Origin of the sequence: Rhizobium sp. FKY42, from assembly GCF_005222835.1 — a bacterium.
In the GTDB taxonomy this organism is placed as follows: Bacteria; Pseudomonadota; Alphaproteobacteria; order Rhizobiales; family Rhizobiaceae; genus Neorhizobium.
On the sequence record NZ_STGA01000056.1, the window covers coordinates 5,699 to 29,534 of the forward strand.

The following is a 23,836-nucleotide window of genomic DNA, read 5'->3' on the forward strand; positions in this document are numbered from 1 at the left end:
ATTCAACGGCGGAACCGCCTCCCGGCCCGCTACGATGGACACCGGAAACCGTGGAAGCGATAGAAACGACAAGGGTATCGCGGTTAGCACGCGAGATTTCCGAGTACCTTCGGGAAGTCGCCCCCGAGGTCACACGGCCCATGTCTGGCCCGCAGTTGGAAACAGCGACGACCCAATACATCCGGGAGGCGCAAAAGCTTGGCGTCACCCACAATGTGGCGTTCGCTAAATGGTCTTACATGCGCATCACCAATTCCCATGAGGGACAACTCCTCAAGATGCAAAAATTCATGACGGATACCTCGATACCGAGCCACCCCAACAATCGGGTTAAATATCTCATGCAGTTTCAGGTAAACAGGCTGGAGGCGCTCTAGATGCCTGCCCCTCTCATCCTGATTCCCCCTGCTGTCGAAGCCCTGTTGTGGGCGCTGGGGATTGGCGCAGCGGCGGGAACCGCAGGGCTGGCCATGTCCAACGCCCAGCAGAAGGCAAACGCAAAATTCAAAGCAGCAGCCACGACGCAGGCTTGCTCGACCTGCCCACCGCCAGAGTGCAAGGACAACGCCGAGCAGCGAGAAAAATTGCGAAATCAACTAAAAAAACGCGCCCAGGAAATGCGAGAAGACAAGAACAATCTCTTCAATGACCACTACTATGAATGGCAGAGACATCCTACACCCGGCATAGGGAGCTGGATGGGGCACGTGCGTCAATTCCAACAGAAGCAAAAAACGATTAGGGACATCATACAAATTGGAGAAACTCTCGGATGCCCAGAGCCAGACGATGACAGTTGGCATTGGGCGACTCGACCGGCTCCAACACAGCCCGGAGTGTATTAAAAATGGACCAAAAGCGCCTTTTTGCTCTATCAAAAATAAGAGACCAAAGTCTTGCCAAGCTAAAAGAGCATGAGGGAACTCTATGGAAAGAAGTTCAAGGAGAGTTTCACAGTGCTTGGAAAGAATTGCCAACTTGGATTCTTCTGTACGAAGACAGCGAAATCGAAAAGTGTCATGCGGAATTCACCAAAATCGTCTCACCGTATTTCGATGAAATTGGTGATGCGAATTTTACGGTAGCTTATAGCGTCTACAAAGATAACAAAGACGTATATCTAGAATTTCTAAACGACAACAATGAGATCGCCCGTGGTTACGGTGTATCAGGTAAGCTCGCGGATATGCCGGAAGAGCATCCGATACCAAAGGACAGCATTTTTTTATCAAGAGATTCTAAGCGCCCATAACCATGCACCCAACGGCTAGCCCGCCCCGGCCCGCTCTTTTTGATTGGGCTGTAGGGCCGGGGCGGGCGGGTTTCTACCGCTCGAAGTCCATTCCCCTGCTGTGTTGGCGCTGCTGCTGGCGGTTTATTTCCTGAGCCTGCTGAGTGCCTCGTTCAATGAGTTCGTGCCGGTCTCGTAGGCGCTCAACCGCGCCTCGGATGCGGTCAATCGCTCGGTGAAGCCCTGCAAGATGCCCGTTAACTTGCTCCATGCCTCTCGCTGTTGCGCTTCGAGATCGCTCAGACGCCGATGCTGCGTCTGCTGTAGCCTCGCGGCTCTGAAGCCTCTCCACGGCCCTCTGCGCTCCTTTCTGGCCCAGTCGGCCCGAAGCTGCGATTTTGGCCAACTCGCAGAACGTTGTGGGAACACGGCGTGGAGGATTGACCCGAGAAGTGCCCGGTCGTGACATTGCGCTCCAATTTGAGGAGCGCTTTAATGAGTACGGGTATTACGAGTTCGGACATTGTCGGCCAATGGAGCCTGAGCTTCGCCGACATTGATTTCATCAATTCCAAACCGGCCGCGACGAGGCTCGGCTTGGCCTCGCAGTTGAAGTTTTTCAGCGCACGCGGTTTTTTCGCTGACAATGGCACATTGATCCCGACCGATGCTGCCGAATACCTGGCCGAGCAGATCGGCATCCCAGCCGACGAACTGTCTAGCTATGATTTCGGCGGGAGAACAGCACGTCGGCATTGCGCCGAGATTTTGCAGTATCTCGGCTTTGGCCGCATGACGCGACAAGACCGCGAAGCGCTTTCTTATTGGATTATCGGCGAGCTTTGCCCGTCCGGACAATCCGTCAGCGCCATGCTTGAGGCGATGTTCCTCTGGTGCCGGGATCGCAATATCTATGGTCCGTCTGCCAAGGAGCTTGAACGGCTTGTTCGTTCGCAACGGCAACAATATCTCGACGGCTGGCTTCATGAGGTGAGCGCAGCGCTTCCGCCTGGGACTGTTGCAGCGATGGAAAGCTCCCTGGCTGACGCGGAAGGGTTGACAGGCTTCAATGCGATGAAAGCAGACGCGGGGCGAGCAACCTTGGACAACATTCTCGAGGTGACCGCCCGGCTTGCGTTCATCCGGAGCCTGAAACTCCCACGGAATATGCTTTCAGCGATGAACCCGGCCTGGATCGAGCATGTTGCCCGCCGGGTTTCCGGCGAAAAGGCATCGGAGATGCGCCGTCATACAGAGACACGCCAACTCGCGCTTTATGCGGTGTATCTGATGGCGCGGGAAACGGCGATGACCGATGCAATGGTCGAGTTGCTCATGGAAACGGTACACAAGATCACAACCCGGTCGAAACGGAAGGTGGTGGGTGATATCGCCAAGGATGTCGAACGGGTCTATGGCAAGGAACGGCTGCTCGTCGACATTGCAACCGCATCGATTGACGATCCGGACGGTCGCATCTGCGATGTCATCTTTCCGGTTGTCGGCAAGGAAAAGCTGGCGGCGATCATCAAGGAAAGCAGTGCCAAGGGGGCGCTTGATCGCCGCATCTATGCAGTCATGCGCAATTCATGGGCCAATCACTATCGGCGGATGCTACCAAGCCTGCTTTCCGTGCTGGAGTTCCGGTCGAACAATGCGGTCTGGCGACCAGTTTTGTCCGCCCTCGACTGGATCAAGGCAAGGCTGGAGGACGGTTGCCGGTTCGTGCCGCAGAAGGATGTGCCGATAGACGATGTGATCCCGGCTAAGTGGCGCAGTTCGGTCATTGATGGAAATGGTCGCGTCAACCGGATCAGCTATGAACTCTGCGTCCTGACCCAATTGCGGGAATGCATCAGGTCCAAGGAAATCTGGGTTGTCGGCGCGGACCGTTACCGCAATCCCGATGATGATCTCCCGAAGGATTTTGCGGCTCGACGCTCCTCTTATTATTCCAAGCTGAACCTGACACAGGACGCATGCGAATTTGTGGCGATGGTTCGCAAGGAGCTGGAACACGAGTTGCTGCTTCTGAACGAAACAATGCCACGAAACGAGAAGGTGAGAATCCTCTGGCGCGGCGAAAACCGGATATCGATCACGCCGTTCAAGCCAGCGCCGGAACCGAAAGGGCTGGCAGCCATCAAATCGGAGATTGGTCAGCGCTGGCCGATGACGGGCCTTCTCGATGTGCTGAAGGAAGCAGCCCTCGACACCGGATTTCTTGACGCATTCGAGACCTCGGCCTCCCGTGTCGCCCTTTCCAAGCCTGTTTTGGATCAACGACTGCTTCTTTGCCTCTATGGCCTCGGCACCAATGCCGGGCTGAAGCGGGTGGCCGGTGCCACCACCGATGCCAGCTATGAGGAACTTCTTCATGTGCATCGCCGCTTCATTCACGGGGGCGCTTTGCGGGAAGCCTGCGCTCGGGTTGCCAATGCAACGCTTGCAATTCGCAATGCAGCGGTCTGGGGTGACGCCGGAACGGCCTGCGCATCGGATTCCACGAAGTTCGGGGCCTGGGATCGCAACCTGATGACGGAGTGGCATGCTCGCTATGGCGGGCGCGGCGTCATGATCTACTGGCATGTCGAAAGGCGGGCCACCTGCGTCTATTCCCAGCTCAAGCGGTGCTCGTCGTCGGAAGTTGCATCGATGATCGAAGGTGTTCTTCGCCATTGCACCGATCTGGAAATCCAACGGCAATATGTCGATAGCCACGGCCAGAGCGCCGTTAGTTTCGCCTTTTGCCGCTTGCTCGGCTTTGAACTCGCCCCGCGCCTGAAGGCGATTGCCCGGCAGAAGCTGGCACTACCGGATGCGAGCTTCCGGGCAAGATTGCCGAACCTGCTTCCGGTCCTTTCCAACCCGATCAACTGGGAGGAGATCGAGCAGCAATATGACGAAATGGTTAAATATGCCGCTGCCATGCAGACGCGCACGGCCGATCCGGAGGCGATCCTGCGCCGCTTCGCGCGGGCAGAAGTAATGCATCCGACCTACAAGGCGCTGAGCGAACTCGGCCGCGCGCTCAAGACGACCTTTCTATGCCGTTACCTGCGCCAGGAAGCCTTCCGCCGGGAAATCCATGAAGGGCTGAACGTCGTCGAAAACTGGAATAGCGCCAACGGTTTCGTCTTCTTCGGTAAAGGTGGTGAAATGGCGACCAACCGCATTGATGAGCAGGAGGTTTCGGCATTGGCGCTACACCTTCTTCAGGCTTCGCTCGTCTATGTGAACACGCGCATGCTGCAAACAGTGCTTGCAGAACCAGCCTGGCACGGTCGTATGGTACCGGAAGATTATCGCGGCCTTACCCCGCTGATCTACGCCCACGTCAATCCCTACGGTCGGTTCGATCTCGATCTGGACAGCCGGATAGATTTCGGCAAAATCGCTGCCTGAGTAGCGGTGCGAAAATGCGCGTTGCAAAACTCGGGCGCAAAATTCTAACTTTTGTGGGGAGTTTTGCGACAATCGCGACCTAAAACGTGTTTCAGGTCGCAAAGATGTTGAACAAGGTGCAAAAGCGCGTCTGAACTCACCCAAATTTAATGTCCGGCCCGCATGCTATTCCTTCCGCTATCGTTTTTCGTCGCCATACTTCTCATCATCCTGTTCATCGTCGTGGTGAGGGCTGGGGATGGCCGTACTTCCCGGAACGCTTCTTTTCTTGTGCTCATTCTGCTCAGTGCGTTCCAAGCGGTTCTGTCCGGGCTGCGCTGGGGATACGGCATAGTCGAAGTGATGTATGTGGCGCCTGTGGGGGCTGCGTTCGTGCCGCCGCTTGTCTATTGCGGTGTTGCGCGGCTGGTGCGCAAAGACGATCGCGCCCTTGATTGGTCGATTGTCTTGCACGCCCTTCCGGCGGTTGCCATCGTCACTCTGTTGACCGCGACGGGATGGCGAGGTGCGATCGATGTGGTTCTGCCGGCAATCTTCATCGGATATGCAGGAGCGATCCTCAATCTCATGCGGCGGGGACCCGACGGATTGAGGAGGACACCCTTCGAAAGCGCCGTTCCGGTCTATCGGGCTCTCGTCTTCGCCGCTTTGGCCTTGCTGATGTCGGCGGCGCTCGATCTGCTGATAGTCTTCGATTTCTCCTGGACACACGGCCGGCATGCGGCAGGCATAGTGGCGACCGGCAACCTCGTTGCGCTTGTCGTCCTCTCGATCGCAGCCGCCGTCGCGGTTCAAGGCCGGAACTCCTCGGATGCCGAAACCGAGGCTCCTGCAGCTGACGAGTCAGGCGACAAGGAGACGCTTGCCGCGATCCAGTCGCTGATGGAAATGAAGCATTCATACCGCGATCCCGACCTCAACCTCGATCGGCTGGCGCGCAAAGCTCTTATTCCGGCGCGACAAATCTCGACCGCGATCAATCGGACCACCGGCAAGAATGTCTCGCAATATGTCAACGAGTTGCGTATCGCGGAGGCTTGCAAGCTTCTGGCCGAGACAGAAAAATCGGTGACTGAAGTCATGCTCGATGTGGGTTTTCAGACCAAATCCAATTTCAACCGCGAGTTCCGCAGGGTCACCGACATGACACCTGTCCAGTGGCGATCAAGCCGCGCAAATTCCGGCTGAATTCGCCTTCACGACGTCCAAAATCGCGATTCAGCACGGTCTGAAACGTGTTTGAGGTCGAGCGGCACCCATAAAGCCGGCATTGCTTGCGGCATGAACACGCTCACCGAACACGACCGAAAGCTCGCCGAAACGCTCAAGTCTCTGTCTGTGGAGACGATGACCGAACCGCCGAAGCCACGCCGCAAAGCGATCCTCTGGATCACGGGCGTCCTGATGGCCGCAGTCGTTCCTGCGACCGTTATCCTCATTTCCCCGAACTCTGCGATTGCCATCAAGACCGCACTTTTTGGAGCGCTTGAACCTGCCACAACGGTTCGGTCCATCTCGCTCCAAAAGGATGCGATCGAGAGCAACAAACTGCCTGTCGATGCCAAGCCGTCGTCGCCAGCCGCACGTGAGATTACGGGCTCCGGCTATGTCGTCGCACCGCAATCGACAGCCGTCTTCGCCAAATATCAGGGCGAGATCACCGGCATTGCCGTCGAGCCTGGCGACTGGGTCCAACCCGGCCAGCCACTCGTCATCCTGAAGGATCCGAGCGCAATGCTGGCTCTTGAACAGGTTAGGGCGACCAAGGTCTCCGCCGATCTGGTCCTGGCTGCACGAGAAATCAGCCTTGCGCAGACGGAGGCGGCTTTTCATCGCGTCGAGACGCTCGTTCAGCGGAATGCGACGTCCAGAAAGGACTTTGAGGACGCGGAAGCAGCCTGGATGAGCGCTTCAAACCTCGTCGATCAGGCTCGCCAGGATATCATCAGTGCCGAACTCGCAATCCGCATTGCACAAGAGCAAGTGGATTCGCTGACAGTGCGCGCGCCCTTTGCCGGAACCGTGACGAAACTGACCGCCCACGTGGGCGACACGGTCCTTGCCCGTGCAGACAGCGTCCGGGAAAGCCAGAGCCTTCTGACGCTAACGGACATGAACAACATGGTCATTGACGCCGATGTTGCCGAAACCAATACCTCGATGCTTCGAGCTGGCTTGCCTGGCGAGGCCGTCCTCGACGGTTTTCCGGATCAACCGTTCAAGATCGAGCTGCAGCGGGTCGCGCCGGTCGCATCCGTCGAAAAAGGCACGGTCGGAATCCGGCTCTCACTCCTCAATCCGCCTGCCGGCATCAGGCCCAACATGGCGGCACGCATCCGCATCTCTGTCCCGGAACCCCAGACACAATCCCAACCTTAAGTCGGAGAAGCCCAGCCATGAGCGATCAGCCAACAGACACGCCCTTTATCCGTTTTCGACATGTCAAAAAGGGATACAGGATCGGAGGAGAGGCAATCTCGATCTTTGACAATCTCGATCTGGATATCCCGCGAGGCGATTTCGTCGCCGTCATGGGGCCGTCGGGATCGGGCAAATCGACGCTGCTCAATATGCTGGCGGGCGTCGAAAGCCCAGACGCGGGCGAGATTGCCATTGGCGCCGCCAGACTGGACCTGATGGGCGAAAGCGCCCGTTCGGCATGGCGCGCGCACAACATGGGCATCGTCTTCCAGTTCTACAACCTTCTACCGATGCTAACTGCGGCGGAGAATGTCGAACTGCCGCTCCTGCTCAAGCCTGTCTCGGCAAAAGAGCGTCGCATCCGCGTCGGCAAGGTTCTCGATCTTGTCGGCCTTGCGGGGCGTGAGCGACAGTATCCGGGCCTGATGTCCGGCGGCCAGCAACAACGGGTCGGCATTGCCCGCGCTATCGCGGCCGATCCCGATCTCCTGTTGTGTGACGAACCGACCGGCGATCTCGATCGCAAATCGGCGGATGACGTGCTGGCCATGCTGCGTCTCCTCAACCGGGAGCTGGGAAAGACCATCGTGATGGTGACCCACGATCCGCAGGCCGCCCGTCACGCCCGCCGGACCTTGCATCTCGACAAGGGACGTTTCACCGAAGAGAGGGAGGCCGCCTGATGAGTTTCTTCCGCCTTGCCAGGCGCAACGCCTGGCGCAAGCCATTGCGCACGCTTCTGTTGATCTTTTGCGTGACAGTCGCCTTCCTGATCTACGGGCTGACCGCAAGCTTCCTGAGTGGCACACAGGGAACGTCCGCCGCCAGCGATGATCTCCTGGGCGTCATGAGCGCGGCTGGGCGAACGCAAGCCTTGCCGATGGCCGCCATGACACGCATTGCCGCCGAACCCGGCGTCGCCTCAGTCGCTTACACGACGCGCATGCGCGGCTACGTGACGGTCGAGAAAAACGTGGTGGCGGTGAGCGCAGTCGATCCCGCACAGATCACAAAGGTGAACGGCAAGGAGCTTGGCCTGACGCCGGAACTGGTTTCGGCGCTCGGCGAGGCGCGCGACCGGGTGCTGGTGGGCCGGGCGCTCGCGCAGGCACAGGGATGGTCGGTTGGTCAGCGCATCACGGTCACCTCTTTCCAGACCGCGCGCAAGGACGGAAGCCGCGATTGGCGCTTCGACATCGCCGGCATTTTCGAAGGCGAGACCGCCAGCACTGACACCTATTTCATGCTGGCAAACTACGATTACATCAATACGGCGCGTTCGCGCGGCACGGATACCGTCGATGCCTTCGTCGTGCGGCCGGCGCCGGGTACTTCCGCTGGCGCGCTTGCAGCACATATCGATGCCATCTTCGCCAATTCAGCGACACCGACCCGCACTCAATCGGAGAAGCAGTTTCTGGAAGGCTTCCTGCGCCAATATGCCGATGTCGGGTTGATCATCAATCTGGTCATTGGCGCCGCTTTCGTGACCTTGCTGATGATCGTCATCAATACAATGATGTTTGCGGTGCGCGAGCGCACCTTCGAAATCGGCGTCCTTAAAACCCTGGGCTTCTCACGGAAGCGCATTCTCATTCTTGTCCTCGGCGAGACACTGTTTCTGTTTGCACTCGGCGGCACGCTCGGCCTCGTCCTGGCAAAGCTTGCCACAGTGATGACCGGACCGGCGCTCGGCCTCGTCTTCTCGACGACGGTGCTGGCCAAGGCCGCCTCACTCATCGCCGCGCTTGGGCTCGTCACCGGCCTGATACCGGCCATAAACGCCATGCGCACACCGATCACGACCGCCTTCAGAGCGAGATAAGAAGATGTCATCCCAATTCAATCAAGTGCTCGTCATGACCAGAGCAAACCTCCTGAGCCTGCCACGTCGCTCAGCGATCGCGGCATCCATGGCCTTTTCCGTCGCGCTCGTCGTCTGCGTGCTGGCCGGCTTTCTCTCGATGGCCGCCGGCTTCGAGACGGCGTTGAAAAGCGCCGGTTCTCCGACCGTGGCCGTGATCCTTGGAGGCGGCACGAACCAGGAGACCGGCTCCGATGTGCCGGCCGGCGTCATCCGCACCATCGAGGCCATGCGGGGCGACATAGGCGCTGCACGGGGTTCGGCGGGTAACCTCATTGTGTCACGGGAAATCGTCGTGCCCGTCGAAAAGACCGACGACAAGACTGGCCAGACAAAGATGCTGGCGCTGCGGGGCATGGACCCGACCGGCCCCGCCTTGAGGGATGGGATCACATTGACAACAGGGCGCTTTGCGGGACTGGGTGCGCGCGAGATCGTCGTCGGAAAGCAGATCGCCGCCGCGTTCCCAGCGCTTGCGATCGGGCAATCGGTGCGGCTTGGCTCCGTGAACTGGACGGTGGTCGGTCAATTCTCCTCCGGTGGCAGTGCGTTCGAATCCGAAATATGGGGTGACCTCGACGCGGTTCGCGCGGCCTTCGACCGGCAGGGCGAAGTGCAGAGCCTTCGCTTGCGGCTTGAGGGGATTGATGCGATCGGTACACTGAGAGCCGCTCTCGCAACCATCTCCGATACGCCTTTGAATGTCGTGACCGAAGCCGATCTCTACGCCGCGCAATCAGCCGGAACGGCCAATCTCATTCGGTTGTTCGGATGGCCGCTGGCTCTGCTGATGGCGCTCGGCGCAACGGCCGGGGCGCTCAATACGATGATGAGTTCGGTGTCTGATCGAACGGTCGAAATCGCCACTGTACGAGCGCTCGGCTTCAGCCGTTTTTCTGCTTTCATTGCGACATGGGTTGAGGCCATTGCGCTTGCAGTGCTGGGGGTCTTCATCGGCCTGATGGCGTCCTGGCTGATGTTCAACGGCTGGCAGGCCAGCACCGTTGGCGCCAACAATGCGAGCCTGTCGTTCCAGCTCACGATGAATGGCCATGTCATGCTGACAGCAGGTCTTTTGGGCCTGGCAATTGGTGTTGTCGGTGGAGCTCTGCCTGCGCACTCCGCCACGCGCCTGCCTTTAACGGCCGCCTTGCGCGCTCGCGGATAACCGGTCATGTCGCAAAAATTCTAATTTTCGCGACAAGAACGACTGGCATTGAATTTTTGTACAAATTTCGTTCGCAAAAGTCTTTCGCAAAATACCGAGTTACGCGACCGATTTTAGCGACAGCTTTGGGTAGTAGTTGTCCTAATGCGGTTCCTTTCCATTTTACCGGCGTGCAAACGCCAAGGTGCGTCTGCAAAAGCCGGTAAGCTCCTGATCGTTGATGACGGCTGTTTGCCAAGCTGCGTTGCTATCGTGGTGGAAACGATTGCCGTAGTCTTTAAGCGCTTCCAGTTCTGTGATGTCGGCCTGTGATAAAATCTCATGGGCAGTTCCAACGCGCTGTCGGCAAAGTCCCAGGAAGGGGCCGAGCAAAGTCTCCGGAGGATAGTGCGCCGGGAAGGCGACACGCATGAAGGCCTCCAGGATCGGGCGTAGTGCTTGCGCCGCCTCGCGTTCGGTCTCCGGGCCGCCGTTTGCAATATAGTCGCTGACGAGGGCATGCCTACGGTCATGTTCGGTGACCGCGTCCTGCGTCACGTCCCAGGCAGACAAGGTTGAGCCGGTACCCTGCCGGGCGATCCGGATGGCGGTACGGCTTGCTGCCCGGTCGGCGCCGTTCCAGACACCAAGAAGGAACGGCTTGGAGTGCGAAAGCACGATCATCTGGCTGACGCGGTCGTGGAGCGTCCGCATTTCGTGGACGGTGGTCAAGGAGCGGTGCTCATCGAGGCTCGTCATGGGGTCGTCGATCACGACGATCTTGTCGGCGAGCGATGGGTCGCGATCGAGCGAGGCAAAGAAAAAAGCGAGCGCCAGCGTGTTACGATCGCCGGCACTCAGGGTGTTGCGGAAAGACGGACCGTTTCCGGTCAGTGCGACCGAGGCGTTGTTTATTACAACGTTATAATTGGCCGACGAACCACTACGGCTGTTGACCGAAGCAACGGCGCCGATGCGAAACCCCGCATTGAATCGTTGGAGGTAGTCGTTGATGGCCGTCTGGTAGGCCGGAAAAACTCTCTGACGATACTGGTCGAGCGCCTCCCGGGCATTGTCGCGCAGCGTTTCCGTTGCGGTCTTAGCCTGCTTTTCGGCTAGATAGGCCGTGCAGAGATCTGTCGCGGGTTGTGTATGGCGTGTCCGGACCAAGACAAGCCGCTGCAAGTCGGCCGTGAGAGCTGCAAGGTTGGCGCCGGCCGCACGCTCCTTGACGATGGCGATATTTGCGTTGGCGGCCTGTAGGCGTCCAGAGAGCGCCTCGATATCGCGACGTGCGGCTTCATAGGCATCGATCGCAGCCTGCGCCTCAGCCGAAAGCGCCGACGGCTCAAGCGGGGAAGCCTGCTTGCTCCGTAGCGCCGCCACAACAGCGGTGCGCGCCGCGTTCCAGACGCGGGCAATTGCCGCTGTATCCACCCCGATCGCAGGGACGTCCTGTGTAAATCGCGTCCAGAACTCGCTAGTCTGCGCGGCGGTGCGGATACCGCGCTCGAAGGCGGCCGGGGTGTCGCCGGCATGGGCGGTGTTGACGCCTGATATCGCGGTAGCGATGTCCGTCTTTAGCGTCTGATATTCGGCGCTGAAATACGCTTGGTAATGTGTAATGAGCGGCGAACCTCTCAGATCTTGGGCGCAAAACGGACAGACCTCGTGATCTTCACCGGCCGAAGCCGGTCCGATGCGGCCCATCCCCTGGCTCACCCACGCTTCGCCGCCCTGGCCGAGCACGCCGAAATGCGCCTGAACCTGGGCGGCGGCGGCGGCTTCTAGAGCGGGCAAATCCCGTGCGAGCAGGCTGTTGATCGCCACCGCGTCGAATGCCGGCAGGCTCACCAGCTGGAATGTGTCCTGGCGCTGGACTGCGTCGGCAGCCCGCGCAGCGGCCAATTGACGCTCCGCCTCTTCAATCTTGCCGTCCACTCCCGCATCGGCCTGGAGCGCGCAGAACGCATCGACCGTCAGCGCCCCGCGCATGGCTTGGGGAATGGCGTCGGTCCGCTCCTTCAACGTCCGGTTATGCTGCTCTATCGCGGCGATATGCTGAAGCACCGTCGCATTGAGCTGTACCCCCTGCCCGCCGAGGATTAGTTCATGCAGGTTCTGGCGATGGGCCGTTTCGATCTCGATGCCGGAGCAGACGTTCTGCGCCACAAAAGCATCGTCGAAGACCGCAATATGCGGAAGCGGCTGGCTCCAGGCACCGTTTTGAAACATGTGAGGCGCCGTGCCCTGCCGGGTCACGATGATATGTGGCGGATTTTGCGCTCCGAGGCGCTGCCGTTCGCTGACCAGATCCGCCTCACCCGAGCTGAGCGACCGCAGGATGGTCGCCAGCGTCGTCTTGCCCCGGCCATTCTCCGCGTACATGAGCGTCAGCTTGCCGAACGGTAGCTGCGTTCCCGTGGCGACATTGTCAAACTGCCCGACATTGCGCAAAAGTTGAATTCGATCGACCGTCATATCTCCCCCCGAAGTTGCATGCAATGTGCGCAACTCACGTAGTTTATTTCAAGAAAAATCTCTGGCTTAGCCTTCATTACATTGAGGCTCGCAGGGTCGCTCTCAAGCAACATGCTATTTGCAGGCGACTGCTTCTAATTTGCTGGCGCGTTGTGGCCGAGTTCTTGAGCTTTTTTGCGCTGAGCGGATGTCAAGGCTTTCCAGATCCGATGCACATTGCGCGATGGCATTGCGCCGAGATCGGTGACGTAGCTTGCTTTGTCGAGGCGCACCTTAAAAAATGACGGATCATGATCGATGGCGTTGGCTTGCAGGCGCCAGAATACCACGTTGGCAAACTTGGGAGTCAAAGCCTTATGGAGTTTGTAATATGCCAGCGCGCTAGCAAGAATATCGTTTGATTCAGTGGCTGCCAGTCGTTCCAATGCACGCAGGCAGCTTTCTAGGCGCATCTGCCGTACGCGCTCGGCAAGGGCTTTACGCGCCTCTTCAGGCGTCAGTTCTCGCCCTTCATCAAAGACTGCAACCTGGAATTTAAGGATGCACTCAGAGCCAACATCTAGCCGATGACCCGTTTGGCGATTTCTGATTTCGAAATGATATCGGAGACCTTCCTTGTCGCATAGATTGCAGGTCTCCTCCGGAATTTCGTGGTCGACAGTTTCCCCAGTGAAGTACCATTCCCGAAAAGCGGCGGGCAGAGTGCCCGATGTCGACTTCGGCAGGATATTCTCGGCAACTCTCCTGGGAAAACTGTGCATGTCGGTAACACCTCGGCTTCCACCATGTTGACGACTTCATACATCAAGCGCGCCGACCACCAGATATCCAGCTGGTGTGCCGTCTCCCGAATTCGGGAAGACTTTAGTGCTCTCGATCTCGTGGCGGGATCGGATCATTGCCGCCGCCTAAGGTGTCTTTGCTGCGAATCTTGCCGTCGCGTCCCTTTACGGTCAGCTCTCCACCACCAGAATTGACAAGCTTTTCACGCCCCGAGGCGATCGCCGCTGCTTGGGTGTCGAATGTGAAGCCGCGGCTGGCGTCATTACGCTTGTCCACCCATTTGTTATCGGATGGGCGGCGGTAGATAGTGCGGTCATTATCCTTGCTCATGATCAACCTCCTTGGTTGTCGATGTCGATATCGCTTTCAATGACGGCAGTTTCGACGAAGGCTCCGAGCTGATCGCGCAGCTCGTTGTAAACGTCATCATCCTCGTCTCCCGTGCCGAGCGAGAGTACGAACACGGCGTCCATTTCCGGTACCTCTTCAGCTGCCGTGTAGCCGTAGAGGTAAAGATCGCGGGCATAGAGTCTTGCGTAGACACGCAGCGTATCGCCATCGAAGCCGACACTCTGGAAATCGTTTTTGTGGTGCCGGATCGGGCTCCACTTGTGATCGATCGTCCGCGCGTCTTGCTCTGTGATCTTGTCGGTGTCGAGAGACCCGAGGAGATTATGGAACTTCGTGGCGCCTTTAGGTGTCTTGCCGCGTTGGTATTGCAGAGCAGCCGCAAGCCGGACGCTGAAATAATTAGGACCGGCGTAGTCCGTCACCATTGGATGCGGATTGAGGATGGCCGTGAGAGACCCCATGCCTCGAAGCTTGCCTGATTGGCGCATGGAATATGGGATCGGAAGTTCCCAGTAGTAGGCGGCACCTGGACGGAGGGCCGCCCGCCATTGCAGTGTGACGAAACCTGGACGGCACTCCCAAGGTAGCGATGTAACGGCCGGCGTACCGAAACCTAGAGCAGGGTTAAAGCCTTGCCCATCGGCATTGTGCAGAAGCAGCGCTTTTACAAGATCGGGGGAGGCCTCTCGCACGCGGCGCATCGTGTGGGCGGCCACCGGAGATGCCAGCGCAGTCGAAAAGCTCGACCCCGAAATAATTGTGCCGCCCAATGCCCGCACGTGGGAAAAGTGAGAAACGTCTGGCTTCAGCATGCTCGAAGGCCCTGGCCCGATAAGGCTGACCGGGCATTCTGAACCAGGTGCGCCGTTGTCGCCATGCAGGCGACCGCCAACCGTCAGAGCCGCTTCACAATCTGCAGGGGGTTGTAGCCGATTGCCAGGTTTGTTGCCGATCGAAATCACCGGAAGTACGCGGTGTTTACGGGCCAGGAGGGCAATATCATGGCCAAGCTGGCTCACGGAATCGAGCGGGCATTCCTGCTTCTGATTCAGCGAGAAATTCCAGACCTTTGTCTCTGGGTTCGCTGTCATCACACTGTCGAGATAAGCAATGAAATCCTGCGGATCGACAAGTGCGCGAACATTTTCGCGAGGAACGGCCTGTACAGTGCCGATCTGACAATAGAGCGGCGGCAGGGTGAGATTGTTGTTCCAGTCGTGACCTTGAACAACTAGCGATGTAACGCGATTGCCATGCTGGGTATCAGCAATACCGTCCCTGATAAAGGGCGGCGCGCGCCATGCTTCGGCGTGGCGGTAGGAGGCGGCTGTCATGCCGCCATCTACAACACCGACAATCGGCAGCGATTGCATATCAGCGGGAAGCGGACGATCGGGTTCGCGGCCCTCTCCCGGTGACGTGGAGCTGATCGGCTGTACAGGTTCAATTCGAAAGACAGTGCCAGAAGCAACAAGCTGCTGCAGAGCTGTAACCGTTGGTACGATGACAGTGGTGCGAGCGCGGTGGCGAAGACGATATTCCCGTACCGCGAGATTGAAGCGATCGCCAGCCGCATTTGCAGCTCGAAGACTATGGCGCATGGCCGCTGGCACGGTTGCATCTAGCCCTGTGGTGATGTCAGCCAATAGCGGCGGTGGTGCGATGATCGTTCCGTCTCGCAGAGCCGCAAATTTCTGGATCAGGTTCTCGGCAGCCTCGCGGCCACGGAGTGGCATAAGCCAGATAACGAATGCTTTTCCGCCATCGGTCTCAGGTGCTTTATCCCAGATCGTATTCAGTGAATGAGCGCCAGCCGCATCCTCATCGTTGAAAAATCGTACCGATTCTACACGTGAAATATCGACCTGGTCTTTCGCCGTGCTCGTTTGCTGGACGAGGCGTGCAAAGCCTCCGAGTTGGGACGCTGCGACTTCAACGAGGTATCCACCTCGATAGGGTGCTACAAGGCGGGCGTTACGATCTGGTTGAAACAAATCGTTTGGCGTCCATGTCGGGGCGAGTGAATCGTCAAACATGGCCGCATACAGAATAACACGCCCATCAAAGCGCGGCTGTTGGGGCGCTTCTGACGCAAGGCTGCTAAATTGAGTTGCAAGCGTTTGCCGTTGCCTGGGCAGCCGTTCTTCCTTGATGCCTTTGGCGTTCTTGCCCCCACCAGTCACACCTTCGGGTTTCGGATCCCGTGTGAAAAGGAGGACTGGGTTAAGGAGCGGCCGTGGAGTCTCAGCCATGTTCAGCCTCCTTTAGGTATCGGTGAACCATCTGGCGGCTGACGCCGACAATGTTGGCGATATCAGCTACCCGCGCGCCACCTTTCTCGTGAAGGAATACCGTCAAGGCTTTCTTGTCGGTCGTGCTGAGCTCGCGATTGTCTAGGAGGCGAGGGCTGCCGACGCGCGAAGATTGAACTGCCAGTAGGATCTGGGCGAGGCTCGGTTTTTGGTTTCCGAGGATCGAGCGGCGACGAGCGGCGAGTGCAATATTCTCTATATCTGCGCCATTTAGGCCATTTGAGGCTCGAGCCAGCAAGTCGATTTCTTCCGGTGTATCGGAATCTTGGAAGAGGAAGTGATGCCATAGGCTACGACGCACATCCTCATCCGGGAGCGTCATTTCCACTTTGTATGGGAACCGGCGCCAAATTGCAGGATCGAGGAGGTGTGGATGATTGGTTGCGCCGATTGTCACAACGTCATCAGTCAGGGAGTCGAGCCCCTGTAGCACGGTGTTGACGACGCGCTTCAGTTCCCCCAACTCGTGCCGGTCATCACGAAGCTTGGCAACAGCATCCATTTCATCGAGAAAGAGGACAGCATTGCGCGCTGGAACGAATTCAAAAATCCCACGAATATTTTTTGCAGTTTCGCCAAGACGCGAGGAAATCAAAGAGTCTAGCCGAGCGATGTAGAAAGGGCGCTTAAGGCTTGCAGCTATATGGCCTGCCAGGAGAGATTTTCCGGTTCCAGGCGGTCCGTACAGGAGCAGGCCAAGGCGTGCGGACACTCCTTTCTCGGTCAGCAGCCGGATGTTTTGCGCGTCTTCGATAAACTGGCTGATCGTATGCCCTGCCTCGTTACCGAGCAGGATCGGCGTAGTTGGCCATTCACCCTCTTCTACTAAAGGCAGGCGCGAGCCGGCATCTCGCGGCAAGGCTTCTGCATAGCCTGACGCTTGCAGGGGGACGCCCCTCTTACGAAGCAGGCTCTGCAGCGCCTTTGCGCCTTCAATATCATTTTGCTCGGCCAACCGTTTTGCGATTTGGCCGCCAATCCTGCGAACGCCTGTGTAGTCCGCGGACATTGCGGCTTCGATCAGCGTGGTTATGAGTGCTTTGTCAACTTGCATGGCGTAGAAGTCTCATTTATAGGAATAAACGTCAACCGATATTCAAAATATGTAAACATAATATTTAGGGGGTAGGGTCAGTAGCGAATTAAGCGCAAGAATCAAAAATGTCGCAAAATTGGTGTTTTCGCGACGGATTGCACGCGGTAGATTCCGGCTCACACCATATCGAACGGAAGCCGCCTTGCTGATCGGATATGCTAGAGTTTCGACTGACGACCAGACCTTAGACCAGCAGCGCACAGCGCTGAAGGCGGCGGGGTGTCAGCGTATTTTTGAAGAAAAGGTGTCCGGAGCCAAGCGCGATCGACCGCAACTCGCCGCGTTGTTCGATCAGCTCCGTGACGGCGATGTGGTAACCGTCACCCGGCTAGACCGCCTCGCCCGCTCGACGCGCAATCTTCTCGACATTGCCGAACAACTGGATGCGGCCAAGGCCGGATTGCGTTCGCTGGCAGAGCCGTGGGCCGATACAACGTCACCAGCTGGTCGCATGGTGCTGACCATCTTCGCCGGCATTGCCGAGTTTGAACGATCTCTGATCCATGATCGCACCAGCAGCGGTCGGGCCGCGGCGAAGGCAAAAGGCGTTCGATTCGGCCGTCCCCCTGCCCTCTCGGCCGAGCAAATCGCTCTTGCCAGAAAACTGATAGATGAGGGGCAAACGGCACGTAATGTCGCCGCGATGCTGAAGGTGCATCCTGCCACGCTATACCGCTGCATTTCGGGATAATACGGTCTATAGCGAAATCCCGGTCCGATCCTCGATCTGCTTCCTGATGAAGCCCTTGGCGAGGTCTTTCAGAAGATCGACCGTAAATCCGCCGGCCTTCAGAGCGCCTGCCTTGGTTCTATCCCAAACATCTGGATCGCGAACGCTATCCAGGAAATCATGCCCCGACCACGTAATCCCCTCAACGAACCAGCCGCCGGCGCCAGTTTTACGAAACTCGACCTGACCGGATTCCTGCAGAAGGTTCAGATGATAGTTCCATTTGTCGGCCTCTTCGCGTGACAGAGAGCCCTCTTCTTCTATTCCCAGCGCCCTGCTCATTTCGCCTGAGCGAATGTCGTACATGCGTTTTCCGCCCTCGATTTCCAGCAAAATCTCGCGGATAAGGTCCATATCGCGCTTCATGAAGGCTCCCGGCCATTGTTCAAAAGGCGGTGTCATTCCCCATCATATGGTTTTGTCACCCGCCGTAGAGGTGCTTCGAGCCGGCGTTTGATGACGCGGCGGTTATATTCGAGCTTATTCAGCACTTGGCTAATCGTCGTCTGCGAGACGTTGAACTCCTGAGCCAGCGCCGCAAGGGTTGCTCCGTCTTTTCGCTTTTTCTCAATCAACGCATTTCTGCTGGCTTTATTGGCCGTCATTCCGCAAATCTCCGCCGTCAAACGATTGAGATGCAGGCATATCACGGCGCTGCGTGTTCTTCATTTGTTTTCTTCATGGGGTTGTGATCTCCACAGGCACGCCCCTCCGGGGCCAGGCTCTATTCCGCCGCGGTGCGGCTCCACGGAACCCCTTTCCGGGTTTCCGCCGACAAGCGGTGACGATCCTTCGTGCATCCGGCATGCTTGCCGGGACATGACGCGCGTTTGCGCGAGTTCATTTGTCTGATGGGGGAACCGAGGGCCTTGCCCTTCTCGCCCCCAAAATAGCCTTCCGCCCAGCTTCCTCCACTGCGCTGGCGCTGCGTTCCGTGCAGCCGGTTCCCCGCGAAGGCTATTTTCCCCCTCCATCCCACCGCTCGCGCGGCCCCGGGAAGCAGGACGAGGTCCTGCTTCGCAGTCTAGGACAAGAAAGGACAAGGGAATGTGCGAACCTACTTTCGAGGAATGGTTTTTCAGCTTTGCGGGCGAGCTTGCCCGGCTCAACGGTGAACTGCCGGATTTCGATGCCGCCTATGATCGGTATTTCCCGGCCTATGAGAACGGCATTTGCGGCGGCACATGCGCCCGTCAGGTCGCCGGGATCGGCTCGGCCGCCGTCTATGCCGACGAATGGGAGGGCGCCGAATGATGCGTTTTGCCCCTTCACGCGATTTCTACATCCCAAAAGGTTCCGTGAAGATCGCAGACAAGGCGGGTGACGGCCTTGTTTACATCTACACCAGCGCCAAGGGCAGACCTGCCGCCATCGCCTTCCACGGCAAGGCAGCAAAGCCCGACTGGCACCACAGCTTTGCCAGCGCCGAGGCCCGCGAACGCAAGATCAGGGAGCATTTCGAGGGGCGGCGGCGCTGGGCCGAATGGAAGCAGGAACGCCGCGACGAGCGCAAGAAGCCCCACGGTTTCGAAGTCGGCCACGTTCTCTATGCCTCATGGGGCTATGAGCAGACCAATATCGATTTCTATCAGGTGACGAAGATCATCGGCGCTCACATGGTCGAGGTTTGCGCCGTCAGCCAGATTTCCGCCGACAAGGGTGATGAGCCGTGGATGACCGGCAAGGTTGTCCCTCACCTCGACGCCTTCACCGGAAAGCCCATGCGCCGCCGCGTCAATGGACGTTCCAAATCCGTGCGCATCGACAATGTGCGTACCGCCTTCCTCTGGGATGGCCGCCCCATCAACTGGACCGGCTACGCCTGACGGCCACTCCCCTCCCCCACAGACATTTTCCGATCACACCAACATGAGGACCATTCCCATGAACGCTATCACTGCATCCGAAACCGCCGTTGAAGCCGTCGCCGCCGAGATCGAGGACAACGCCCCCGGCATTACCTATCTGTCATCGGACACCAAGGAAATTCCGCTGTCACGCCTTGTTCCAAGCCCTGCCAACGTTCGGCGCTTCAATGCCGCCGTCAATGTCGAGGAACTGGCCGATAGCATCGAGGCGCATGGCCTGATCCAGAACCTCACCGTCCGGAAGGCGAAGCGCGGAAACAAATATGAGGTTGTCGCCGGTTCCCGCCGCCTTGCCGCCCTCACCCTTCTGGTCACGCAAGGCCGATTGGACAAGAGCACACTCATTCCCTGCAACATTCGTTCCGGTGACGACAGCGACACCGAGATTTCCCTTGCCGAGAACACGCAGCGCGAGGCCATGCACATTGTGGATGAGATTCTGGCCTATCGCCAGCTTGTCGAGGACGGCATGACCCCGGAGAACATCGCTGCCCGGTTCGGCCAGTCCGTCGCCACCGTGCGCCAGAGGCTCAAGCTTGCAAACCTCTCCCCGCGCATCCTCGAAGAGCTGCGCGGGGATACCATCCGCATTGATCAGGCGAAGGCGCTGGCGATCAGCGACGACCACGCCGCGCAGGATCGGGCATGGTTCGAAACACAATCATGGAACCGTGACCCCTACTCGCTTCGCGCCATGCTAACCCGCGATCATGTCCGCAGCACCGACAAGCTCGCTCTGTTCGTCGGGATCGAGGCTTACGAGGCCGCAGGGGGTGCAACCATGCGCGATCTGTTCGCCGAGGCCGACACCACGTTCCTGACGGATCGGGCTCTTCTGGTGACGCTGGCGACCAGACGGTTTGAACAGGAGGCCGATACCCTCAAAATCAAGGGGTGGAAATGGGTGGACGCCGGACTCGAGGCCTCAGTCATTCACAACGGCGGCTTTGCCCGTATCTTCCCGAAGAGCAATGCTCCGACCGACGCCAAACAATCCGAGCTTTCCACCTTGGCCGAGCGTTTCGATGAGATTGCGGGCCGCATCGAGGACTATGCCGAGGGCGATCCGGCCATTGAAGCCGACGAGGCCGAGCTGGGGTCTGAGTAGCAACGGAGCAGAAAACCTACATAAGGATTTTACGGCTCATCGTCCGGATCGGCGGCGTTGGGATCGCGTAACGGCCTGAGCTCACCTCGCGCAACGAATTCCGGGACCGTGAAGGCATATCGCCCGAGCATGTTGATGTGGCGGAAGCTTAGCGGCGACAGGCGCGCGACATCCTCCGGTCTGACCTCATACCCTTCGGCCACGAGCTGGTCGATCGCCGCATCCATATAGATCGTGTTCCAGAGCACGACGAGATTGACGACCAGGCCAAGCGCTCCGAGCTGATCTTCCTGACCGTCCCGATAACGCTGGCGTAGTTCGCCGCGCTTTCCATGGAAGATGACGCGGGCAAGTTGGTGACGACCTTCACCACGATTGAGCTGGATGAGAATACGGCGTCTATAGCTTTCATCATCGATGAAGCGCAGGAGGTAGAGGGTCTTGATGAGACGGCCGAGTTCCTGCAGGGCACGGGCGAGACGGGTTGGCCGGTCGTTCGTCTGAAGGGTCCGGGTGAGGCCAGCGGCTTGGACGACGCCGAGCTTGAGTGAGCCGGCAAGTCGCAGCAGATCGTCCCAATGGTCGGCGATCAACTTCATGTTGATCCTGTTCGAGGCGATATCGTCGAGGATTCCATAATCGGCCTGGGCGTTGACGCGCCAGAAACGTGCGCCTCCGACATCCGCAATGCGAGGGCTGAACTGGTAGCCGAGCAGATAGAATATGCCAAAGACCGTATCGGTATATCCGGCTGTATCGGTCATGATTTCGGTTGGCTGAAGCTCTGTCTCCTGCTCCAGCACGATGGCGAGCAGGTTGAGACTGTCACGCAGAGTGCCGGGAACGGTCATGGCGTTGAGGCCGGTGAACTGATCGGAGGCGAGATTGTACCAGGTGACGCCGCGCTCCTGTCCAAAATATCGAGGATTGGGGCCGGAATGAATGGTGCGGACCGGCACGACGAACCGCAGCCCATCGGCAGACGCCACATCACCGCCGCCCCACTTCCTTGCCAGTGGAATGGCGTTCTGCGCAGCGACGAGGGCGGCATTTGCGGCAGTCAGCGTCTCGGCGCGCAGAAAATTCTGCTTGACCCAGCTCAGTCGCGAGCGTCGAAGCGCTGGCATATCGAGGCGGACCAGAGGCTCGAAACCGGTATTGGTCGCCTCGGCGACGAGCACGGCACAGATGCTGGTCGCGATGTTTTCCGCGCGTGAGCTGCCCTCGCTGGCATGGGTGAAGAGGTCGGCGAAGCCGGTTCTCGCATGCATCTCCATGATCAGTTCCGGCAGATCGAGCCGAGGCAGACGCGCGTCGATCGCGGCTCGCAGTGCGATCAGACTTGGGGTTTCCTCGATTTTCTCCAGGCGTTCGAGGGACAGGTCGGGACCTCCCGTCGTGTTGACCACGGTGACGGCCGGGTTCATCGGGATACGATCGGCGGTTTCCCGGTAGGCCAGATCGAGCCGGTTCGATAAGAGCCGGAGCTCTTCATCCGCGATGGTGGACACCCCGACGGTCCGGCAGACTGTAGGGCGGGCCGCCTCCCATGCAGGACCTGAGAGCAAACTCTTGCGCGGATCGGCATAGCGTAATGAGCGAACCGGAAAGATGTCTCGCCGGCGAATGGCGCGACGAAGCCCATCGAGAACGCAGAGTTTATATCCCGCAAGATCGACAGCGCCGTCAGGGGTCTTCAATTGAGGGAGCCAGATCTTCGGAGCAAAGGCCGTAGGCGGCGGACCGGCACGCTTGCGGCCGGACTGGACGACACGAAGATAATCAATCGCTTCCAGCAGAGGACGACCGGCCGGAGCTGCGCCGAGATCGAGACCGGCGAGCAGGCCCGGCGTATAGGCAATCTTTCGATTGTTCTTTCTGAATTCGGTGAAATAGGTGTCATCGTGCGGTTCCGCGAGAGTGCCGACGCGCTCGACTGCTGCATCGAGTGTCTGCCTGTCGATCAGGTCGAAAATCGCGGTGCGAACAGCATCATCCGGTGTTTCGGGATCAAGGATGACGATCGCCGCATCTCGTAGCTTCAACGCTGCAGCGTCGAGATCTCGCAAAGATCGTAGCCGGGCCTGTTTGGCGGCCATAGCTGCCTGCGACACCATCGATGTCGAAACCGCATCGAAAAGGTCGATGACGTCATCCCCGGCCGAAGCCTCAAGGGTTCGGATAAAGGCTAATAGGGTTGCTGCGCGTCGATCGTCCGGCAGGCGCGAAACGGCTTGAGCCTTCGCCGAACTGGCAAACCGCGCCAGCGCCGTTACCCTGCCGGGCGGCAAGCGGTCGATGGATGGCAATCCGCTCGCGAGAGCGCGGATCTCCTCAAGCCGGCCGAGAGCACGGCTGATCTCACGGCCGCTTTGAATGTAGGGGCCATCACGCAGCCGGTCGAGCGGGCTTTGCCGTTCGCCGTCCGGAACGGCGACCAGACTGTCGAGGCGTATCCGCTGTTCCGGTGTTATCGCCCCAATCAGCAATTTATGAAGCCGGTTGGTTGCCCGTGCGCGTACCCTCGCCACCGCTCTTTCCAGCACAGACTTGCCAGGTAGAAGGACCTTGGCTTCCAGCAGCCATGCTACCGCCCGTTCGAAGAGATCGGAGGGTCGATCCGATCCCGTCCAGCACAGTGCATACAAAAACCGGTTGAGACGAAACGCGACACCGTGATCGGTGTAAGTGAGATAGCCATAGTGCTGCCGAATGCGCGGTGCATGTCGCCACCGTCCGTCACTTCGGGCGTATTCTGCGATCAGCCCCTCTGGTTCGGCAATGGAAAGCTGGCGAGCGGTATAGCGCTGGGCTGAAAGGGGAACGTCTTCCGGCCTTTCCAGAAACACGCCGAGCATGCGCACTGAGCCAAGCTGGACAGCAACGCCCAGGCGATTGTGATCACCACGATGAAAGGCGACAAATGTGCGGTCGGCGTCGTCGAGATGGAAATAGCGGGCCAACTGATCCGACGTCAGTTCACCCGGAAAGCGACCATACTCCCGCGCCTGGTTGTCGCTCAGAAAACCAACCGGCAAG

The 23,836-nt window shown here is 58.6% G+C and carries 21 protein-coding genes; 13 read left to right on the plus strand and 8 right to left on the minus strand.

The genetic code is table 11. The features are described from left to right. The 9 genes from E8M78_RS23575 to E8M78_RS18740 all read left to right on the plus strand — a co-directional run. On the plus strand, nucleotides 1–377 hold a 377-nt coding region (locus E8M78_RS23575), incomplete at its 5' end, for a hypothetical protein (RefSeq protein WP_205910258.1). Next, nucleotides 378–845 carry a hypothetical protein gene (locus tag E8M78_RS18700; RefSeq protein ID WP_137136492.1) on the plus strand — a complete coding sequence of 156 codons (468 nt, stop codon included), beginning with the start codon at nucleotides 378–380 and terminating at the stop codon, nucleotides 843–845. 2 nt (nucleotides 846–847) lie between these two features. After that, nucleotides 848–1,252 (plus strand): hypothetical protein, encoded by a 405-nt coding sequence (locus E8M78_RS18705; protein WP_137136493.1) that lies wholly within the window; start codon nucleotides 848–850, stop codon nucleotides 1,250–1,252. A 474-nt stretch (nucleotides 1,253–1,726) separates the two neighbouring features. After that, nucleotides 1,727–4,636 (plus strand): Tn3 family transposase, encoded by a 2,910-nt coding sequence (locus E8M78_RS18715; RefSeq protein WP_137136495.1) that lies wholly within the window; start codon nucleotides 1,727–1,729, stop codon nucleotides 4,634–4,636. A gap of 162 nt (nucleotides 4,637–4,798) precedes the next feature. Continuing rightward, nucleotides 4,799–5,824: an AraC family transcriptional regulator gene (locus E8M78_RS18720; RefSeq protein WP_137136496.1), complete on the plus strand. Its 1,026-nt coding sequence runs from the start codon at nucleotides 4,799–4,801 to the stop codon at nucleotides 5,822–5,824. A 93-nt stretch (nucleotides 5,825–5,917) separates the two neighbouring features. Beyond that, a complete protein-coding gene (locus tag E8M78_RS18725; protein WP_137136497.1) occupies nucleotides 5,918–7,015 on the plus strand; it encodes an efflux RND transporter periplasmic adaptor subunit in 1,098 nt (365 codons plus the stop codon). Nucleotides 7,016–7,032: 17 nt separating this feature from the next. Continuing rightward, a complete protein-coding gene (locus E8M78_RS18730) occupies nucleotides 7,033–7,740 on the plus strand; it encodes an ABC transporter ATP-binding protein (RefSeq protein ID WP_137136498.1) in 708 nt (235 codons plus the stop codon). Beyond that, nucleotides 7,740–8,882, plus strand: a complete 1,143-nt coding sequence (locus tag E8M78_RS18735; protein WP_137136499.1) for an FtsX-like permease family protein — start codon at nucleotides 7,740–7,742, stop codon at nucleotides 8,880–8,882. The genes E8M78_RS18730 and E8M78_RS18735 overlap by 1 nt, the downstream gene beginning before the upstream one ends. A 4-nt stretch (nucleotides 8,883–8,886) precedes the next feature. Continuing rightward, nucleotides 8,887–10,089 (plus strand): ABC transporter permease, encoded by a 1,203-nt coding sequence (locus E8M78_RS18740; RefSeq protein WP_137136500.1) that lies wholly within the window; start codon nucleotides 8,887–8,889, stop codon nucleotides 10,087–10,089. A 162-nt stretch (nucleotides 10,090–10,251) separates the two neighbouring features. Here E8M78_RS18740 and E8M78_RS18745 read toward each other — a convergent pair whose 3' ends face one another. From E8M78_RS18745 to E8M78_RS18765, 5 genes are all read right to left on the minus strand, one after another. Next, nucleotides 10,252–12,549: an AAA family ATPase gene (locus tag E8M78_RS18745; protein WP_137136501.1), complete on the minus strand. Its 2,298-nt coding sequence runs from the start codon at nucleotides 12,547–12,549 to the stop codon at nucleotides 10,252–10,254. Between the two features lie 134 nt (nucleotides 12,550–12,683). After that, the gene (locus E8M78_RS18750) at nucleotides 12,684–13,310 is read right to left on the minus strand and encodes a hypothetical protein (RefSeq protein WP_137136502.1); all 627 of its coding nucleotides are present in this window, start codon (nucleotides 13,308–13,310) and stop codon (nucleotides 12,684–12,686) included. Nucleotides 13,311–13,413: 103 nt separating this feature from the next. Next, the gene (locus E8M78_RS18755; RefSeq protein WP_137136503.1) at nucleotides 13,414–13,662 is read right to left on the minus strand and encodes a DUF2188 domain-containing protein; all 249 of its coding nucleotides are present in this window, start codon (nucleotides 13,660–13,662) and stop codon (nucleotides 13,414–13,416) included. 2 nt (nucleotides 13,663–13,664) lie between these two features. Next, the gene (locus tag E8M78_RS18760; RefSeq protein WP_137136504.1) at nucleotides 13,665–15,935 is read right to left on the minus strand and encodes a S8 family serine peptidase; all 2,271 of its coding nucleotides are present in this window, start codon (nucleotides 15,933–15,935) and stop codon (nucleotides 13,665–13,667) included. Next, nucleotides 15,928–17,049, minus strand: coding sequence for an AAA family ATPase (locus E8M78_RS18765; RefSeq protein WP_137136505.1), 1,122 nt, complete (start codon nucleotides 17,047–17,049; stop codon nucleotides 15,928–15,930). The genes E8M78_RS18760 and E8M78_RS18765 overlap by 8 nt, the downstream gene beginning before the upstream one ends. A gap of 184 nt (nucleotides 17,050–17,233) precedes the next feature. On the opposite strand from E8M78_RS18765, the gene E8M78_RS18770 reads away from it, so the two are divergent. Further along, nucleotides 17,234–17,782: a recombinase family protein gene (locus E8M78_RS18770; RefSeq protein WP_137136506.1), complete on the plus strand. Its 549-nt coding sequence runs from the start codon at nucleotides 17,234–17,236 to the stop codon at nucleotides 17,780–17,782. A gap of 6 nt (nucleotides 17,783–17,788) precedes the next feature. Here E8M78_RS18770 and E8M78_RS18775 read toward each other — a convergent pair whose 3' ends face one another. Then, nucleotides 17,789–18,187, minus strand: a complete 399-nt coding sequence (locus E8M78_RS18775) for a DUF2513 domain-containing protein (RefSeq protein ID WP_137136507.1) — start codon at nucleotides 18,185–18,187, stop codon at nucleotides 17,789–17,791. A gap of 32 nt (nucleotides 18,188–18,219) precedes the next feature. After that, complete coding sequence (locus tag E8M78_RS18780) at nucleotides 18,220–18,426, minus strand: HTH domain-containing protein (protein ID WP_137136508.1); 207 nt, start codon at nucleotides 18,424–18,426, stop codon at nucleotides 18,220–18,222. Between the two features lie 442 nt (nucleotides 18,427–18,868). Here E8M78_RS18780 and E8M78_RS18785 point away from each other — a divergent pair, with 442 nt between their 5' ends. From E8M78_RS18785 to E8M78_RS18795, 3 genes are read left to right on the plus strand one after another with little or no spacing between them, the layout of a single operon-like run. After that, nucleotides 18,869–19,075 (plus strand): hypothetical protein, encoded by a 207-nt coding sequence (locus E8M78_RS18785; RefSeq protein WP_137136509.1) that lies wholly within the window; start codon nucleotides 18,869–18,871, stop codon nucleotides 19,073–19,075. Then, nucleotides 19,072–19,647 (plus strand): hypothetical protein, encoded by a 576-nt coding sequence (locus E8M78_RS18790; protein WP_137136510.1) that lies wholly within the window; start codon nucleotides 19,072–19,074, stop codon nucleotides 19,645–19,647. The genes E8M78_RS18785 and E8M78_RS18790 overlap by 4 nt, the downstream gene beginning before the upstream one ends. Nucleotides 19,648–19,705: 58 nt before the next feature. Beyond that, complete coding sequence (locus E8M78_RS18795) at nucleotides 19,706–20,797, plus strand: ParB/RepB/Spo0J family partition protein (RefSeq protein ID WP_137136511.1); 1,092 nt, start codon at nucleotides 19,706–19,708, stop codon at nucleotides 20,795–20,797. A gap of 29 nt (nucleotides 20,798–20,826) precedes the next feature. On the opposite strand, the gene E8M78_RS18800 is transcribed toward E8M78_RS18795, so the two are convergent. Then, nucleotides 20,827–23,835 carry a Tn3 family transposase gene (locus tag E8M78_RS18800; protein ID WP_137136512.1) on the minus strand — a complete coding sequence of 1,003 codons (3,009 nt, stop codon included), beginning with the start codon at nucleotides 23,833–23,835 and terminating at the stop codon, nucleotides 20,827–20,829. Nucleotide 23,836: the final 1 nt, after the last annotated feature.